General features: G+C 46.5%; 16 protein-coding genes and 1 pseudogene. 4 read left to right on the forward strand and 13 right to left on the reverse strand.

Annotated elements, in window-relative coordinates; all coding sequences use genetic code 11:
• Positions 1 to 569: 569 nt before the first annotated feature.
• From VLX68_01190 to VLX68_01205, 4 genes are all read right to left on the reverse strand, one after another.
• Positions 570 to 893 (reverse strand): hypothetical protein, encoded by a 324-nt coding sequence (locus VLX68_01190; protein ID HUI90837.1) that lies wholly within the window; start codon positions 891 to 893, stop codon positions 570 to 572.
• Between the two features lie 123 nt (positions 894 to 1,016).
• Positions 1,017 to 2,147, reverse strand: a complete 1,131-nt coding sequence (locus VLX68_01195; GenBank protein HUI90838.1) for an AAA family ATPase — start codon at positions 2,145 to 2,147, stop codon at positions 1,017 to 1,019.
• Positions 2,144 to 3,184: a DNA primase small subunit domain-containing protein gene (locus VLX68_01200; GenBank protein HUI90839.1), complete on the reverse strand. Its 1,041-nt coding sequence runs from the start codon at positions 3,182 to 3,184 to the stop codon at positions 2,144 to 2,146. Before VLX68_01200 ends, VLX68_01195 begins: the two co-directional genes overlap by 4 nt.
• Positions 3,185 to 3,328: 144 nt before the next feature.
• A complete protein-coding gene (locus tag VLX68_01205) occupies positions 3,329 to 4,600 on the reverse strand; it encodes a hypothetical protein (GenBank protein ID HUI90840.1) in 1,272 nt (423 codons plus the stop codon).
• A 360-nt stretch (positions 4,601 to 4,960) separates the two neighbouring features.
• On the opposite strand from VLX68_01205, the gene VLX68_01210 reads away from it, so the two are divergent.
• The gene (locus tag VLX68_01210) at positions 4,961 to 5,311 is read left to right on the forward strand and encodes a helix-turn-helix domain-containing protein (GenBank protein HUI90841.1); all 351 of its coding nucleotides are present in this window, start codon (positions 4,961 to 4,963) and stop codon (positions 5,309 to 5,311) included.
• 62 nt (positions 5,312 to 5,373) lie between these two features.
• Positions 5,374 to 6,489 (forward strand): tyrosine-type recombinase/integrase, encoded by a 1,116-nt coding sequence (locus tag VLX68_01215; GenBank protein ID HUI90842.1) that lies wholly within the window; start codon positions 5,374 to 5,376, stop codon positions 6,487 to 6,489.
• 44 nt (positions 6,490 to 6,533) lie between these two features.
• Here the strand turns inward: VLX68_01215 and VLX68_01220 are convergent, their stop codons facing one another.
• The 7 genes and pseudogenes from VLX68_01220 to VLX68_01250 form a co-directional block, all read right to left on the reverse strand.
• On the reverse strand, positions 6,534 to 7,511 hold the full coding sequence (locus VLX68_01220) for an RES family NAD+ phosphorylase (GenBank protein HUI90843.1): 978 nt from the start codon (positions 7,509 to 7,511) through the stop codon (positions 6,534 to 6,536).
• Between the two features lie 80 nt (positions 7,512 to 7,591).
• Positions 7,592 to 7,816, reverse strand: coding sequence for a hypothetical protein (locus tag VLX68_01225; GenBank protein ID HUI90844.1), 225 nt, complete (start codon positions 7,814 to 7,816; stop codon positions 7,592 to 7,594).
• 59 nt (positions 7,817 to 7,875) lie between these two features.
• Positions 7,876 to 8,319: a hypothetical protein gene (locus tag VLX68_01230; GenBank protein ID HUI90845.1), complete on the reverse strand. Its 444-nt coding sequence runs from the start codon at positions 8,317 to 8,319 to the stop codon at positions 7,876 to 7,878.
• Between the two features lie 568 nt (positions 8,320 to 8,887).
• A pseudogene (locus tag VLX68_01235) lies at positions 8,888 to 9,043 on the reverse strand (IS3 family transposase).
• Positions 9,044 to 9,381: 338 nt separating this feature from the next.
• Positions 9,382 to 10,332 carry a hypothetical protein gene (locus VLX68_01240; protein ID HUI90846.1) on the reverse strand — a complete coding sequence of 317 codons (951 nt, stop codon included), beginning with the start codon at positions 10,330 to 10,332 and terminating at the stop codon, positions 9,382 to 9,384.
• Between the two features lie 424 nt (positions 10,333 to 10,756).
• A complete protein-coding gene (locus VLX68_01245) occupies positions 10,757 to 11,611 on the reverse strand; it encodes an RNA polymerase sigma factor RpoD/SigA (protein ID HUI90847.1) in 855 nt (284 codons plus the stop codon).
• 108 nt (positions 11,612 to 11,719) lie between these two features.
• Complete coding sequence (locus VLX68_01250; protein HUI90848.1) at positions 11,720 to 12,136, reverse strand: hypothetical protein; 417 nt, start codon at positions 12,134 to 12,136, stop codon at positions 11,720 to 11,722.
• A gap of 177 nt (positions 12,137 to 12,313) precedes the next feature.
• Here VLX68_01250 and VLX68_01255 point away from each other — a divergent pair, with 177 nt between their 5' ends.
• On the forward strand, positions 12,314 to 13,522 hold the full coding sequence (locus VLX68_01255; GenBank protein ID HUI90849.1) for a hypothetical protein: 1,209 nt from the start codon (positions 12,314 to 12,316) through the stop codon (positions 13,520 to 13,522).
• 198 nt (positions 13,523 to 13,720) lie between these two features.
• On the opposite strand, the gene VLX68_01260 is transcribed toward VLX68_01255, so the two are convergent.
• A complete protein-coding gene (locus VLX68_01260) occupies positions 13,721 to 14,728 on the reverse strand; it encodes a hypothetical protein (GenBank protein ID HUI90850.1) in 1,008 nt (335 codons plus the stop codon).
• A 524-nt stretch (positions 14,729 to 15,252) separates the two neighbouring features.
• Between VLX68_01260 and VLX68_01265 the strand changes: the two genes are divergently transcribed.
• The gene (locus VLX68_01265) at positions 15,253 to 15,504 is read left to right on the forward strand and encodes a PEGA domain-containing protein (protein ID HUI90851.1); all 252 of its coding nucleotides are present in this window, start codon (positions 15,253 to 15,255) and stop codon (positions 15,502 to 15,504) included.
• 162 nt (positions 15,505 to 15,666) lie between these two features.
• Here the strand turns inward: VLX68_01265 and VLX68_01270 are convergent, their stop codons facing one another.
• On the reverse strand, positions 15,667 to 16,362 hold the full coding sequence (locus VLX68_01270) for an ion transporter (GenBank protein ID HUI90852.1): 696 nt from the start codon (positions 16,360 to 16,362) through the stop codon (positions 15,667 to 15,669).
• Between the last annotated feature and the right edge of the window lie 125 nt (positions 16,363 to 16,487).

Genomic DNA, 16,487 nt, shown 5'->3' on the forward strand with positions numbered 1-16,487 from the left:
TAACACTAGTATTTTATATATCATCGGTGTCTAGTGAAATGTTTTTTTGGAGTGTATGAAACGGAGAAATCAAGAGGCTTGTAGGGTAAGAAGGAGCCTTGAGGGGTGACAATGATTTGAATCGAGGGGGGGGATATATTCTTTGGAAAACGCATATATATATGGAGAATATATCAGGATAGCAATTTGCCGGGCAGTGAAGAAATATTTTTGAAGGCTCGAACAGACCTAATTAAAATTATAACAAACGGTAGTTAGGCTCGATTGAAAATTTGCCCGCCAGTAAAGGTTGTCCTACCCAATATCCCGAAATACCTCAACCTCCTAAGGAAACCCATTCCGTGTTCCACAGATTTATACGGAACGGAACACGGAACAAAAAAAGGGGGTACATAAATAGTACCCCCAGTGGCTTGCTGTGTCATTTACCATTCTAAAGTGTTTCGGCTTGAGCCAGGAACAGAACCCTATCTAAATACCGCCCCCTGTTTTTGAGTGTCTTCTTGATACCTTTCCTTTTGCAGAAAATACCACCGACTTTATGACTTTTACTCGACATATATATTTACCTACCACTTTATACAATCGCCGGTATCACAAGGGCAATAAGAGGTATGATCGGTCATAAAATATCCTAATGGCCCCGATCCTGAAAGTTTACCCCTATAAATTATATTTCTCTGCAACATTTTCTGAAAAGCCCTTTTAACCCAAACTTCTGTAATTTTTAAGAACTTGATAGCCTCTTTCTGGGTACAACCAGGATGATTTATAATATATGCGGTTGTTTTATCACATACTTCGTCTATGTAAGGCTTCCTTTCAATAGTAGGATTTTCCCTATCATCGACAATTACTTTAGCATTAACGGTTGAATTGTTTTGGATATCCATATAAAATCCACCCTTTCTTTTGGTTGTGATATTTTGCTTATAACATTTTTACAAAATATAGAGTAATCTGAACCAGCCAGGAGCGCCGAGGGCACGCTCCGATGGTGGTTCTGGGTTTCAAATTCAGGCAATATAGTAACCTTTATCACCCCCTTCGCGTTTTTCATGTACAATGGTTTTGTCCCGGACAGCAATCTGGAAAGATTTATTCACGGCATTTTTCGGCACCGTTCCTCCCAAGGCCTCAATTGCATCACGCTGTTTGCAACCGGGGTTCTCCTTTACATAGCGGAGCACGGCCTCCATTGGCCCATTGCCAATTATATCCTTTTCGTCAATTTGAACGAATCGGGGATATTGTAGTGATACGGAGAAGGGCTCAAAACACTTACACCGGTTGTTCTTGGGATTGCCAACCTCAATAACGCGATTTCCATTGCAATCAAGCCCTTTACCTTTAAAGGTCATGACCCAGCGGGCATTGTCGGTATACGACGATGCCCCGCGTACCATCGAGCTTCCAAAGTCCCCAGAGGTCATCCGGGAGAGTTTGTTGGTGTGGGAGATTATAAGAATACTTGCACCTGTCTGGTCGCGCAATTTCGACCATGTTTCCATCTCCGCACCGCCAATAGCATTGTCGTTTTCATCCGCTTTACTCGCCTTTGTGCGGGTGTCCATGACAATGAGCTCGGGCCTAATCAGGTCACATGTTGCCTGTAAGCGCTGAAAAAGGACGGTTCCATTGCCGTCACCATTGATAAAAGTTTCATTTGAACCGGTCAGCGCCCTCTCACGTGGCAGCACAAACAACCCTTCGGTGATCGCGGTCAATATCCTCTGCTTCGCCACATCAGGCGCGTCATTACCTGTAATACTGCGCCTGATTAATGAGAGTAACCGGCGATGCAGGTCGGGCATATCGTCTTCGAGATTACAATAGAGAACTTTCCGGCATTGCATTATGGGAAGAGTTCCGAGCCAATTGGTTGGGCCAATGACACTAAAGCAAGCCAGCCGGATACTGAGGTCAAGGGCTGCAAGCGATTTGGCGATTCCTCCCTCCCCTGCAAACACACCCACAATCCCTTTGGGTAAAACACCGTCAATTAGATACTGGACAGGATCGGGCTCGGTGGTCAAGAGGGTATCGACACGCAATTCTGTAGGATTCCATGGTTCAACCAATAGTTGGTTGTCTGCTCCTGCCTGTTGATCGAGCACGGAATCTGTGATTTTTTCGAGAGTACTCATGCGGCACTCCTTTCCTGAGATAGGCGAAGACCTATCGGTCTTTGCGTCCTAGCTAAATCCTTGATTGCCTCGATGGAAAGAGACATAAGCTCGGGTTCCGAGAGCGGGATTTTATAAAGTCCCGAAGACCCGTGGCGGCTGTTTGGGGAACGAACAAGACTCGTACAGGAGTAAATCGCATCGTCAATAATCTTGTGCGACCGACCCTGTTTGTCAAGGTAGGTATTGTCCGAATCAGGTACTACCGGCTCCGTAATTTTTTTAACAAAATTCCGGATCAGACAGGGCGTGTTCTGGTAACGCCCCAGCTTCTTGAGTTCCGGTGTGTAGAACATGATGTGGAATCCCTTGTTCCCGCTAAAAAAGGGATGTATGTGATAACGGGGAATTCCAAATTCGATCAGTTGGTTGTAAACCCGGCACGCTATTTCCTGGGCCTTGTTCAGGTTTTCACTATAATCAATGTCAATGGTCGGATGCTTTAAATCAACTGGGCCTGTGTACCCGGCAACCTTACCACCGCTCTTCGTCACGTAGGCAAGTAACTCGGTAGAGTGTAAATAGTGGGAGTAAAAACAGTCAACAGCACTTGGATCACCATAGTAATCCGGGGTCTGCCTGAATGCCTTGAAACGGGACAGGCTTATGCGGTTGTACAGCCCGCCTTCCACAATTTCCCGGTATATAAACCAAGTAGGGTTTGCTTGGTTCATTAAAGGTGAATTTTTCTTCCATGGGAGGGAAACGCTTGTTCCCCCCGGAAGAGAAAATTCTAATAGACGCCGTAACGCTTGCCGGTAGGTGAGGCAATGTAATTTCATGAGAAAACTGATGGCACTTCCACCTCGCTCGCTCCCATCCAGAATAGAATGGTCGTACCACACAGGACCCTGCGCTACAAAGGGTTTGCTCTTGTGACGCCCTGTAAAGGGTGAATCTGCCCGAAAAGTATCACGGCTTTTGACAAGCCGACATCCATTGAGTTGCTGAGACCAGAAAAGACCCCAGTCAACGCAATCCTGAAACTTTTGCTTCATAAAACCTCCTGCAAATCTGTTAGTATGTGCGGAATTGCGCATACAACCAATGAGGAGGTAGGGGGTGTGTGGAATAAAAGGATGTATTAGAAACAAAAAATGCCCTTTTCGGGGCATTTTAAAGGGTTTTATGGAGGTGACTAATTATTCCGTGGAATCTTCGTGGAATTTTTGACTAATGTTTTTTTGGGTATGATTGTCATCATTTTCCCAATTAGAATAGTTCTCGAATTCCTGTTTAATGAAATCCTTGTCGCTTTCTTTCTTATTTGAAGAGTTAATTTTAGTGACACAATGAGAATAAAGATTACGAGAGTGCTTTCGATATCCTTTTGGAGAGTCCCAAAAAGATTGATTTATTTTAGATGAATCAACACGAAAAATCAATTTTCCTTTTCTATCAATAATTGCTGAATCTATACCAAATTTTCTGGTAAATGCCTCATTAACATCAGACCTCTGTCCTGTGTTTAATTCCTTACCACAAAATGCAGCCAACACCTTGTACCATCTTGTTGTTGGTATAGTTTTTTTGGGATTAGAACATTGCGGGAGGTCCCTATAGGTGACATCAATAGTTTTTCCTGAATTTTTAAGATGAAATCGAAGATAGGTATCATCGTGAGTTTTAAATTTTTGATGCTGAACTTGCTCGCCAATGGCCCTGGGAATACACTCGACAAGAGCCACTTCATCCCACTCTCTGATTCTTGGCTCACCATCTCTTGAATTATTTTCCATGTTCCATTTCCTGCAAAGAACTTCCAGATTAAACCAAGTGTTCTTCTTAATCATTCCCGAAAATATTTCATCAATTGGGGAAATACCACTGGATGCAACAATTTCCGGAACGTCAAGACTAATTTCTCGAATTTTTGGAAAAGCTCGAAGAAATGCCTCTCCAATGAGACGTTTGTGGTGTGCAATTTTGAGAATTCCGTCTCTTTTTAATACTTTTAGTTGATATGGACTGTGCTTGTCCTTTAGCAGATCGGCGATATACTTGAAATTGTCTTCCTTGAATTTCCATTCAGCCGGGAACCCAAGAAAACCATCAGGGTATTGATTTTTGTTTTTTTTGGAATCTATTCGGTAGATACATAAGATTTTTTCCTGAAATTTCCCTTGCAAATTTAGAAAAGATTGTAGGGCTGTGGGAGCGTCTCGTGTGATATCATATCCATGTCTGGTAGAAATTTCTTCAAGTTCGTTGCGAAAATAATAAAACATTCCTTTAAGCCCTTTACAACAACAGTCCAAATCCTTCCGAAATATTCCCAAAGCAATAGCAGTAAGAGCGCGATAAAATTGCCAATTATCATTAAATCGATTTTTGTTTCTCACGCGGGAAATAAATTCCCCCTCGTCTTTATCAGTGGTCGAGTCTTTAATAGGTTTATCTTTTTCGTTGTCCATTGTAACCCCCAAACTTAAAAGTTTCCAGAAATAAGATTATACCCATCCATCTGGAAAATGCAACAAGCAACCTCCAAAACCAACTATTTCCACAATCACGTAAAAAACCAATTACACCGTTCCGGAACGTTCCGGAACAACCCTTAGGTACAATAAAACTTACAGGGAGTGTCCTCTAAACGCTCCCTGAAGTGAGTACCGTTCCGTGTTCCATAAATTTAAATGGAACGGAACAGGAACACCCCTTTCAAACACACATCAAAACCTTTATGACCATCCCGTAGGCTCCTCAAGAATCCTCATCCCTTGTCAAATTATAAATAATAAAGAGAGCCTTCACAAATCACAAAGGAGTTTTTTATGGAAAGCGAATCAACACTTATCCCCAAAAGTACTGCAAGTCAGCCCGAAAGCCCAAAAGAGGAAGCCGCCAAAGTTGGTGAGACATCGGCCTGTAAGGAGCCTATCTCTGCAGAAAATAGGGTGGTAGAGTCACCGAAACCTGCTCCAACCTCAAGCGAGGTAGTGGATGGAGATTTCCTGACCGCCCCCCAGCTTGCCCGGAAGCTTAATGTCTCCCTCAAGGCAATCCGGAAATGGAGCCTTTCCGGCAGGTTGATGTACGTCAAAATGGGTAGGTTGGTTAGGTATTACTGGCCGGAAATAGAGAAGCGGTTACTGACAGGGAGGTTACTGTCAGAAAAGGAATAAATACTTGACAAAAAGTATTTCAAAGATTTTTTTTGAAAGTGAATTTTTAGTAAGGAAATATTATGGGTATCAGAAAGAGTGAAGCTGGAGTTAGGCCCGTTGGTGCTGACCGCTGGAGGGTTACTGCCCGGATTCGTGTAAATAGGAAAATCAGACAGAGGCAAACTACCTTCAAGGGAACAAAGGAACAGGCCAGGGATCTCCACGCCTTGCTTAAAAAGGAACTCCGGGAAGGAAAAAGTGACCCATCTCCCTTTCTTCCGACGACCATTCAGAAATTTGGAGACCTCCTGAAAATTCACTTGGATAAACACGATCAGTGTTCACCTACATATCTGGCAAAGATAAGACATGTGGCCGATGAGCTGGGGGAGATCGACATCCGGTTCTTTCCGGATAGATTCGAAAACTACCTACATAATCTCAGGGGGACTAAATCACAGCGAACCCATAAAATGCGATCGAATGCGACGATCAATAGGGTGATTGAAATTGTCAGAGCCGTGTACAATACCGGTATAGCTCTTGGATTAATTGAAACCAACCCGATTACAAAAATCAGGTTTCCACGCCTTAAGGAGTTACCCAGGGATGTCATTCTGAGTGAACTGGATAAACAAAACCTCCTGAACGTCATTGACAAAGAAGCACCTCATCTGTCAGCCATAGTAAGGTTTGCCCTTCAGGTGCCATGCCGCAGGTCAGAGCTCGTCAAGATGCGGAAGGAAGACCTCGACCTCATTCACAACGCTATCCGGGTTAAGGCTGAGAACTCCAAGAATGACAAGGGCTGCTGGAAACCGATTCCACCAGACATGATAGACTACTTCAGAAACCTACCCAATGAAACCGACTACCTTTTTTATCGGAAAGATGAAAACACGACTCCTGGGACTACGATTCTAACGGGTCTTGGGGACTTTCACAGAGCATGGCGGCGTTGCTTAAGGTTAGCTAAGCTGGATAACTTCCGGTTTCATGACACGCGCCATTGCAGTGCGTCTGCATTAATTAATAACGGTACTCCGGAACAGGTCGTGATGGATGTGGCGAACTGGAAGACTAATATGCTGAGGAAATACTATCACAGGGAGCCAATTCAGTCGTTGAAACTGATAAAATTCAACCCGGCACCCGCGAGCGAAAAAACAATCGAAAGAATAGCGGCGAGTGTATAAATTAGCTGGCTTTTAAAAATGGTGAAAAAGAATGGTATTTTATCTTACAGGCTGTTCAATAAAGTCTTCCGATGCTGATAGACAACTGGCGTTCCCACTGCCTCAATATTGTTAATATCCCATTTGAAAAGGACAAGATTTTCGTGATAGGTCTTGGAGCTTTTAAATTTTATTCCGTCATATCCCATCATCTTAGCGACATCTGCAATAAACCTTGGAATAAAGTATTCTGGTTTCCATCCGCTGGAGAGTGGTGTTTTATTTATGGTGTCGCAATGGACCAAACCAAAAGCAATTTCATCAAATCCGTCAGGTACTTCTGGCCAGGTTCCATCAGGAGCTAAATCGAGAATATCCTTTATTCCTTTTATTCTGAATTCCTGAGTCCACACCATTCCCTCGTCAGAGTCCAACGCTTCTGTCGCCGCGCATTCTTTTGACCGGGACAAGTAGAAAACCGGCTGACCAAAATGGTTAAACCTACCCTCTGGAATTTCTACCTTATCTGGATCGGGAGGCATCATATCAGATGGACTGAATATTACACTGGAATTTACCTTTCGAGAACGATACCATTTTTCATCTAATATTTTGCTCTTTGGAAAATTATTTATGGAGTTAATGATTGTCTTGCCCAGTTCATGAGAGCACCCCAAATAGGGAAATTTTTGTAAAAAGGCATAAAAATCATCAAATCGAGATTTGTTTTTCTCTTGCCATTGGTCAGATTGCATTTCAAAGTTTCTCTCCCATTTGGACTTTACTCCGATTGTGCAAAATATGTCAAGTGAAGAACCACAGAAGGGGCATTGAATACGAGAAGCTACTTCTTCCCTATATTCTTTAGGAACTTCGCAATCGTTGAAAACATCTTCCCAATCTACTTCAACCCCATGAATCCAGATTGTGTCCCCACCATCCCATGGTTGGCAAGTATCACAATACGCGACTTCTTCTTGAACGGCGATAGTAAATTTTTCGAGAAGATCGGGGTCAAGTTCGGCTTGACTTTTACTCTTCATTCTGCCTCACCGGGGACGAATGCAGAACTCTACCTGCAATTACAATTTTTAGGTATCTTAGCAAAATGATGTAATCCAACTTAACTGAACCGTCTTCCAGACCTAATTTGATCTGCTATTTCACACAGAAGATCGGCCACAGAAATCGACCTGTTGTCGTCCATAATTTCAACTACAATTTCCCCAACAATTCTTTTTCCTGGCGAAGGAGTTGGAACATCGTTGTCAGAAAGGAGATCGGTGGGGTGAATAATACCGGATTCGGTCCCATCCGCATACAGTTTGTGTTTCACGGTCATTGGCATAAAAGCCTCCTGTTTTGTTATGAAAGAACCTTTTCGAAATTAGTAACTGTCCTTAATGTTTATTTACCCGCCCTTCTTCTGGGGAGAATTTCGCCTTTGTTAAGCCTCTCTGCCCCGGCATTGTACACATTCAAGAATGACTGCAGACACTCTTGATATTCTTTTACCTGATTCATCGTGTTGGACTTGTCTTTAGAAAGGAGCAAACCCCTACATTCATCCTGACAACGGGTTGCTTCTCGCATAAGTGTGAGCACCTCTGTCTCCGTCATATTGGCCTGCGAGATCCTATTCATCAAGTTTTTCGCACGACGATCTAAAAACTCGCGGGGGCTCTCGCCTTTTTCGGGCACCCGATCGAACAATATAGGCAGAGCAATGTTCAGTGCCTCCTCGATCACGGAAGACATTGAGGCGCGTGGCCCTAGACGTGTTGCCAGATAGGTAACGTATTGCTGAAGTAAATCCTCGGCCTCTGGTGAAAGGGTTACAGTAGTTCGCATATATTTCTCCTTCATTTAATAATACGATTGATGCAATATTGATGGTATAGTAATAATATAATATGTTTGACAAAAAAAGTCAAGTCAGTATTTATATTTTGAAAAGAACGGTTCATACAGATTATCAACAGGAGGTAAGGTGGATTATAACCTTTAAATTTCTTGGTAGTATTATTTAAGGATAGACTTACCAGAATTGGGCTTTTGAAATGTTTAAACAATTATTTCGAGCGCAAAATGTGAAAGGAATGTGAAAATATCACACACAGATTTAAATATTTAAATATTCAAGGAAATATAAGAAAGACAGATTTTAGATATATTCTCTGAGGTCTGTTAACCACCGGGTCGGGGGTTCGAATCCCTCCACTCCAGCCAATTTATTATATCTCCCCAACATTCCTGAATACCCCGAAATACTCCCTGAAATGGTTAAATAGGGTCTAAAAGAAATTTTACACTTCTAGGAAAATTCTGCCACTACCTCTTCGGACTACTGAGAACTACGAAAATGTGCAAACATATGTGAAAATATCGGGAAGTAGGGGACAGCTAGGCATAGAAGGATGATGCCTTCTCGACGCGCTATCGACGCGATGCTGTCTTCGCCTTTGAGGCCTTCCAGAATGATCCGAATCTTGTCATCTGAGGAAAACTTTCGGCGGGTTTGACGACGAATCTCTCTTACAACTGCTTCCGGTTCCTGCTTAGTCTTGGGTTCCATTCATTACCTCCCTTTGGTAATCAAATATACCCAAAACCATCTTTTGATTTATTCTATTGACTGGTCCACTTTCCGCTGACGGCGCACAGCAAGCGAGGCCGACTGGAACATCACCGAACGCCTGAAAGAGGCCGGGAAGCTGCTGGAAATACCGCTGCTCGATCACATCGTAATTGCCGAAACCACCAGCGTTTCGCTGAGAGAGACTGCAAGGTGGGGTTGCAGTACCACATAGAAAATAAGCTGCAAGATTTAATCGGTAACGTCAACCTGTTCAGGAACACGGTTGAATGCTTGACCCACAGGACGCCAGAGTTGCTTCCTGCGGCAAGGAATATTCATTTTGTCATTATGATTCTGCGACTGATAGTAACATCCCCGGTTTGAACGCAGAGAACCAGAATACCACTCTGGCGCAAGGGCGCGTTCAATGCAAACGAATGCATTCCTTTGTCAAGAGTACCGGCAAAAACTTTTTGAACCATGCGCCCCTGTAGATCGGTAAGCACGACATAAACCGGCAATGGGCACGGCAAGCAAAACGAGGAAGTTATGCATGAGGAATTCCTCGAAACGGTAATACCGGACCCGGAGAAAAGCGTCTGGGCATTCCCTTTAAGCACTGCCGCGGGGTATTCACGGCTGACTAATTTCCAAGTTTCTTGATAACCGAACCCGAACCAACCTTTGCTGATTGCAATATACGCCTCAATAGGTCCTATTGAATCGCCCAATATAAAGGATATATACGTTGGGAGTTTTTCTGAAAAGCTGGTCGATATAGGTGAAGGCGATACAGTATTCATTTCCATAGAGGGAACCGTTTTCTTCGCCGCAAGGTCCTTGCTCTGGAACGTGATGGTTGTATCTATCAGGGACAATCCTGCGGGCAACGGCAAATTCGGATCGTGCACTGCAATTGGACTCGTATCATTGAGAAATGAGATATCATTTCCTTTCTGAATAAGGAGAACCGTATCTATCGTGATCCGGGGTGGAGCAAAAACGCTATCGTACCCGGGTGTAGTAATCGAGGTCAGGGAACGGCGGGCAAGACTTCGTGTCTGTTTGACGGCCACCGCCACGGTTGACATTGTCGCATAAACTCCCGCCATTTCCCATATTACAGTACCGCTGTCCCGGGTTACAGGAGCATTTAATACCGCCGGCTCATATACCGATTGAAAAGAAAAAGTCCAGCTATTTCCCGTTTCGATTGGAAAGTAATCTGCTGCGCTGCATAGTACAGACGCGGACCACACCAAGCAGAATAGAAGTGACTTTTTCATATGCCACCCCTTTTGTTAATTTTTATTGTCAATTTAACTGATAGGTAATTGCTTTTTTAGCGAGCGGGTGGGCGTATAAGGAGAATTTCTGTACAGACGCTCACTTTCCCACCGTTTTTCTGGTCCAGCTGTCTTCCGGCGACCTACCTCCGTTGAGAGTATACGATTCCGCACACTACCTTGTCAACGTTGGTAAGACTGGCGGTGTGGCTTCCAAGTGTGCTGCCCCTGTTGCGGGAATTTCACTCACTTGGGTGGAATTGGGAAGAAGCAGGCTCCCGAAAAACAGGGCTTTTGATTTAACCCTGGCGATATAATAATGTATGTCTTCAAAAGGTTATGGACAGGTGGTCGTCTAAATCAAGAGATGGTTTTAAATAAGGCGGCTTTAATCATGGCGGGTAATTTACGGCGGATAGAATTATTACTGCAATACCCTGTGCATTTTAAGCCGGCGGGAGCGGGAGGAATGCCTGAGCCTGCGGAGCGCTTTTTGCTTGATCTGACGAATCCGTTCGCGCGTGAGGTTCAACCGCTGGCCGATCTGGTCAAGGGTGAGCGGAATTTCCACGCCGATGCCGAAATAGAGGCTGATGATCTCTTTCTCGCGGCACGTGAGGGTGTCGAGGGCTATGTTGATCTCCTTATGCAGCGAAACCTCCATGGCGCTGTCGTCGGTAAGCTCCGGGGTTTCGTACTGAAGCAGGTCGAGACGGTTGCTGTCTTCACCCACCTGGAGCGGGGCGTCGAGCGACAAATGGGTGTTGCCGATCCTCATGGTTTCCCAGACTTCTTTTTCGCCGATGTTAAGCTCGCGCGCGATTTCCTCGACGTTGGGCATCCTGCGGGACTTCTGTTCGAGCTTGCTCTGCGCCTTGCTGATCTTATAGAAGGTGCCCACGCGATTGAGGGGAAGCTTGACAATACGCGACTGTTGGGCCAGCGCCTGCAGAATCCCCTGGCGTATCCACCACACCGCGTAGGATATGAACTTGAAATTCTTCTTTTCGTCAAACCGCTTGGCGGCCCGGATAAGGCCGAGGTTCCCCTCGTGGATAAGGTCGGAAAGGGGCAGGCCCTGGTTCTGATAATTGCGGGCCACAGAAACGGCGAACCTGAGATTCGCCTTCACCAGTTTTTCGAGCGCCTCGCTGTCTCCTTTATGGATGCGGCGGGCCGTCTGCGCCTCCTCTTCGGCGGAAAGGGTCTTGTTCTTGCCGATTTCCTTGAAATAGAAGGCAAGGGAATTTTCTTCCAAAAGGACCTGGCTTTTCTTCATGGCGTCCGATCTTGCCGTGCCGGGGGGCGGCATGAGGCTATAAGAAGATGAAAATGTTCTATTGTGTTTAGAAAAGCGCCCCGATCAATTTTACGGGGAACGCATGTTTTATTCCCTTTTATGGTTTCTCCAATTACCGACCCTGCTCTCGGAACCGCATTTGTAACAAATCAAGGTCACCTCATCGCTGACAAACCGCCTGATCGGTTGTCCTACCGCCTGTGGACTATCGGTAAATCTTGCCTTGTAGTTCTCCGTAGCGCTGACCGAGCCGCCGCATACGGGGCATTTCAATATTCGTGAGGCAAGGGCCGCCAGCAATTCAAGGTCCGGACCGGTGCCCGTGCCGGTGACGCTGAAATTTCGAAACGTCGCCGATCTATGCGCTTCATCTTTTAATACCTCGTGATACCTGGGGTTATCAGACAGCCAGGCCTTGACCAAATTATCGAAAGGCAGGTCGCTTTCCGGAAAAACCACACTGGCCTCGGGATCGACGGATACGCACGGATTCCCCAAATTCATGAATTTCTCCCTTGATAACAATATATGTGAGGCCATGTATGCCGTTTAAAGCCAAAGGCAAAGAATCCACTGTTCCCAACAACATAAGGAGGGAAGAAGGCTTTGCAGTATTGACAAAATAGTAACAAACATTGGATAATAAGCAAAGAAATAGGTAACCATGGAAAGGAAGATTCCATGAACGATTTCCAAAAACGGGCAATCTGCCTGTGTATCCTTGCATTGATCTGCACTTCCTTCGGCCAGTCGCATTGGACGCTTAAGAAACCTGTTCCCGCGAGCAGCAATCTTTTCGCCGTGACATACGGGAAAAACTGCTTCGTGGCTGTGGGGCAGGACAGCGTCTCATCCGGCATCATCTATACCTCCACGGACGCTTCCACGTGGACGCAAACGCTGAAGACCGCCACACTGTTTGACGGCGTGGCCTACGGAAGCAACTGTTTTACGGTGGTGGGGGCGGGCGGAGTAATCTATTCTTCCTCCGACGGATTGACCTGGACCCAGCAAGCTTCCGGGATAACCGAGAACCTGAGCGCGGTGGACTTTTGCAACGGCCGGTTCGTGGCCGTGGGAGGCACGGACACCGGTTTATGCACGATTCTGTCCTCGGCAGACGGCTCGGCATGGACGATGAAAGTCTTGCAAGCCATCGACTGGCTGTATGGAATCACCTTCGGAGGCGGCCTCTACGTTGCAGTCGGCAACGATGTGCAATCGGGTGAAGGCATTATTTACACATCACATGACGACTCAATTTGGTTCGGGCAGAGCATCCCGGTCACCAACCGGCTCCTCACGCCAGCATACGGCAGCAATGCCTATGTGGTGGTCGGCACCGGCAGCACGTTCACCTCGCCCGATGGGTCGACTTGGACCAAACTCGCGTCCGGCACGTCAACCCCGCTGCGCGGCCTCACCTTTGCCGACAGCCTGTTCGTGGCGGCCGGATACTTCGGTACCATCATCACTTCGCCCGACGGACAGACATGGACACAACATTCCACGGGCACGTACCAGATGCTCCGCAGCGTCACGTTCGGGGACACCATGTTCGTTGCGGTGGGTGACAGCGGCACGGTGCTCACATCCAGCAGTGACGCCACCGGGACGATGCGGCATGACCTGTTGAGGACTGAGAATAGCGAACTCACAATCCGCATTGTTAACAGCGGTGTCATAGCGGAATTCCCGGTAGCGCGTTTTTGTGGAATCGTGAAGATGGAAGTGTTGGACATTCAGGGAAGGTTGGTTTATCAAAGCCTTTTTGAAGCGAAAAAAGAACAGGTGCGGATACCGGTGAGGAAATTGCCGGAAGGAGCGTATTTGTTGTCGGTTACTGGAAAGACCGGGCGGCTCACTGGGCGATTCATATTGACAAAGTGAGAAATACACTGCATGGATTGATGAATGTGTGTTACTTACGGTGCGTCCACCAACAAGAGGTACAGAAGTCATTTTGCGGCTCTACGCAGATTCCGTCAGCGCCCGCGTGGGATACCGATTAAACGCGTGAAAAGGCGCGCTGCGGATTCAGGTTGATGAATCCACAGCGTTCATCTAAAAATTGAAAGCCGGACCAAACTACCGTCCGACAAGAAACCGCGATTCCGAAATGATCCCGTTATGCTCCATTTGCAGGAAATAAACGCCGGGAGACAACTTGCGAAGAGGGAAGGATTGCGATTGCGTCCCTGAGGCCAGGATTTTTGTTAAGGTTTTACCCACCAGTTTCCCCCTGCAATCGATTATGGAAAAGGACGTTCTCCCAGGCTGTGTCAAGGCGAAAAGGGCAACAAGCATGTTCTGCGCGAACCTGATCTTAAGGCCCTGTTCCCCATGTCCCGCCACGGTCTGCATGACATTTGCCGGGGCCTGGAGATCGAATTGCATCCAGTCCATGTTCCAGCTTCCGTCTTTGAAGGTCAGCTGTATAACCTGCAATCCGGTATCGAGCATCACGGAATCGACATTTTTGGTCACGCTCCAGGAATGCCAGACTTCGGGACATCCGGAGGGGAGCGGCGTGTCAACCGGCATATTTCTTATCGAATCAATTTTAACCTGCTGGCCGTCATAATAGGTGAGCGTCTGGAGATTCGGTAAATAGGCGTTTGCCTCGTGAAAACTGACGTAATACATGCCGGCGGTGTTGACATGAACGGAATATTTCTCCCACTCACCCGGATCGCCGTTGGTATAGTAGGTGGATGGAAGGATCCAGGCCAGATGCCAGAAGCCTGTCTCGTGCTGACCCGGGTTTGACCCGAAAATGAAGTCATTGCCTCCGAACGCCTGCATGCTTACGATAAAATCGGCCTGGATCTGCTGACCGGCTGCGTTCAAACGCATTGATCCGCCCGAATTGGAATTTCCCGGGTAATGGAATCCCACTCCCTCGCCGCCCGAGTCGAAAAATACGCACAGGACCCTCCCCGGAATTTGCTGGTAGTGTCCCTTGAGCGTGTCGCAGCAATAGGGTTTGCCGGCATATCCCGCCGGGATCGCCGCATTGGCGGAAGACCAAACAGAAAGCACGACCAGAAGCGACAATCCAACCACGGGCCGCTTTGAAACAGAAAAAGGCTTCATGATCCCCCCTTTTGTTTATGTAATGATCATAATATAAATAGGAAAAGGCCAAAATTCAACGGTCCGGAGGCTATGGAGATGAGGCTCGCAACCGACGGCAAAGTCCCATGAATAGGCTTGTGGAACTTTGTCAAGAGGACGGGGAAGGTGTTCCGTCTCCGTAATCAGGTTGTGCCAGCATCCCTTGCGACTGAAGCAATCTTCAAAAAATTGAAAATAGGTGTGAAAACAGTTCAGGTAGTGTCCTGACAAAACCGGCGAAATCGATTTTGTCGATATACAATTAGCACATTTGCAACATGGCCTTTCTTACTCTTCCTACGCGCCTATGCCTGCGTGCGCAAACCGCAGTATTGACAAAACAGTAACAAAGACCGCATAATGAGCAAAGAAGTAGGTAACCCAGCTAAAGGACATTCGCGGTGCGTCCACATTTTTTCACCCGCCTTGCCGTGCTTTCCCTTTTTATTGCTTCCCTGTCCTGCTACACCCGTTTTGGGAGAACGGAGGAACCCGGAGAATCCGTGATTTACCCCAAAGGGATCGATCCGTCTTTGATCACGCCAGGTCAACCTGCTTGGATTTTCATTGCTTCCATTCCGCCTGTGGCCGAGGTGTACATGGACAGCACTTTTGTGGGCAAGACAAACATTCAGAAAATAAAGGTGACCTCCGGCAGGCATTCAATTAAAATTGTGAAAGGCGACAAATCGTTCAAGGTCAACATGGTTTTCAAGGAGGGCGACAACGCGTCGGAGCTTTTCGAACTGCGGTAGGTGCGGCAAGGATTAAAAAACCGGGTCGGACTTCGAATCCCTCCATTCCAGTTATTCCCCATACATCTGAATACTCTGACCTCCTAAAATGGAGGGCATTCTACAAGATTAAGCACATTGCACGATAATTCCCGAGAACAACCAAATCGAACTTGCGTGATCTTATTTCATTTTTTCAATTTTGTCATTCAGCTCCCGTAGTTTCTCTTTTATCTCCTCGATGTCGCGTGCTTCGATATCCTGCGAAGGGCCTATGAACAACCCGGCCATAAAGGCGGTGAAGGTGCTGAACAGCCCCATGCCCGAAATCAATAAAAATATCGAGAGGATCTTCCCGAGTGGCGTGACCGGGTAGGCGTCACCGGCTATGGCGCTCGAAGACATCGCCGAGAACGCCCATAAGATGGCGTCGATGGATGTTCTTATGTGGGATTGGGGGGTCGTCTCAATGTACAGTATCAGGGTGCTTGACACTATGAGCATAAGAAAGGAGGTCAATCCCGCCGTTACCAGCGTCCCGGAGGCCTTGTCTTTAAACAGGTATTGCAGCAGCATCCGGAACGATTTGAGCATCCTCAGCAGCCGGACCATCCGTACAAGCCTGCCCCACCTGGTGAACCCGATCGCCGGAATGCTGGAAATGAGATCGATCCATCCCCATTTCAGGAAGTAATTCAAGCGGTTCTTGCTGGTCACCATTTGAAAAGTGAAGTCGATGAGGAATACGGCGCACACCACAAGATCGAATGCGTCAAGCAGCTTGGATACGGCGATCGGGGGCTTGAGGACTTCTTGGACAAACACGGCCATCAGGGAATAAATCGAAAGTACCAAGACCGCGATTTGGAAGGGAGTCACCTTATTTGATTCAGGACGCCTCGCATCGCCTTTACGCTTTTGATCTGGAATGTTCTGGAGATTTTTCTTATCTTCGTATTCCATCATGCCATACCCAATTTGCTAGAGATGGTATTTTTTAAAGG

It is taken from the genome of Chitinivibrionales bacterium (assembly GCA_035516255.1).
Taxonomy (GTDB): domain Bacteria; phylum Fibrobacterota; class Chitinivibrionia; order Chitinivibrionales; family FEN-1185; genus FEN-1185.

Coding starts and splice junctions, on each gene's coding strand:
- VLX68_01190 (HUI90837.1), bottom strand. CDS start 893: ATGGATATCCAAAACAATTCAACCGTTAATGCTAAAGTAATTGTCGAT.
- VLX68_01195 (HUI90838.1), bottom strand. CDS start 2,147: ATGAGTACTCTCGAAAAAATCACAGATTCCGTGCTCGATCAACAGGCA.
- VLX68_01200 (HUI90839.1), bottom strand. CDS start 3,184: ATGAAGCAAAAGTTTCAGGATTGCGTTGACTGGGGTCTTTTCTGGTCT.
- VLX68_01205 (HUI90840.1), bottom strand. CDS start 4,600: ATGGACAACGAAAAAGATAAACCTATTAAAGACTCGACCACTGATAAA.
- VLX68_01210 (HUI90841.1), top strand. CDS start 4,961: ATGGAAAGCGAATCAACACTTATCCCCAAAAGTACTGCAAGTCAGCCC.
- VLX68_01215 (HUI90842.1), top strand. CDS start 5,374: ATGGGTATCAGAAAGAGTGAAGCTGGAGTTAGGCCCGTTGGTGCTGAC.
- VLX68_01220 (HUI90843.1), bottom strand. CDS start 7,511: ATGAAGAGTAAAAGTCAAGCCGAACTTGACCCCGATCTTCTCGAAAAA.
- VLX68_01225 (HUI90844.1), bottom strand. CDS start 7,816: ATGCCAATGACCGTGAAACACAAACTGTATGCGGATGGGACCGAATCC.
- VLX68_01230 (HUI90845.1), bottom strand. CDS start 8,319: ATGCGAACTACTGTAACCCTTTCACCAGAGGCCGAGGATTTACTTCAG.
- VLX68_01240 (HUI90846.1), bottom strand. CDS start 10,332: ATGAAAAAGTCACTTCTATTCTGCTTGGTGTGGTCCGCGTCTGTACTA.
- VLX68_01245 (HUI90847.1), bottom strand. CDS start 11,611: ATGAAGAAAAGCCAGGTCCTTTTGGAAGAAAATTCCCTTGCCTTCTAT.
- VLX68_01250 (HUI90848.1), bottom strand. CDS start 12,136: ATGAATTTGGGGAATCCGTGCGTATCCGTCGATCCCGAGGCCAGTGTG.
- VLX68_01255 (HUI90849.1), top strand. CDS start 12,314: ATGAACGATTTCCAAAAACGGGCAATCTGCCTGTGTATCCTTGCATTG.
- VLX68_01260 (HUI90850.1), bottom strand. CDS start 14,728: ATGAAGCCTTTTTCTGTTTCAAAGCGGCCCGTGGTTGGATTGTCGCTT.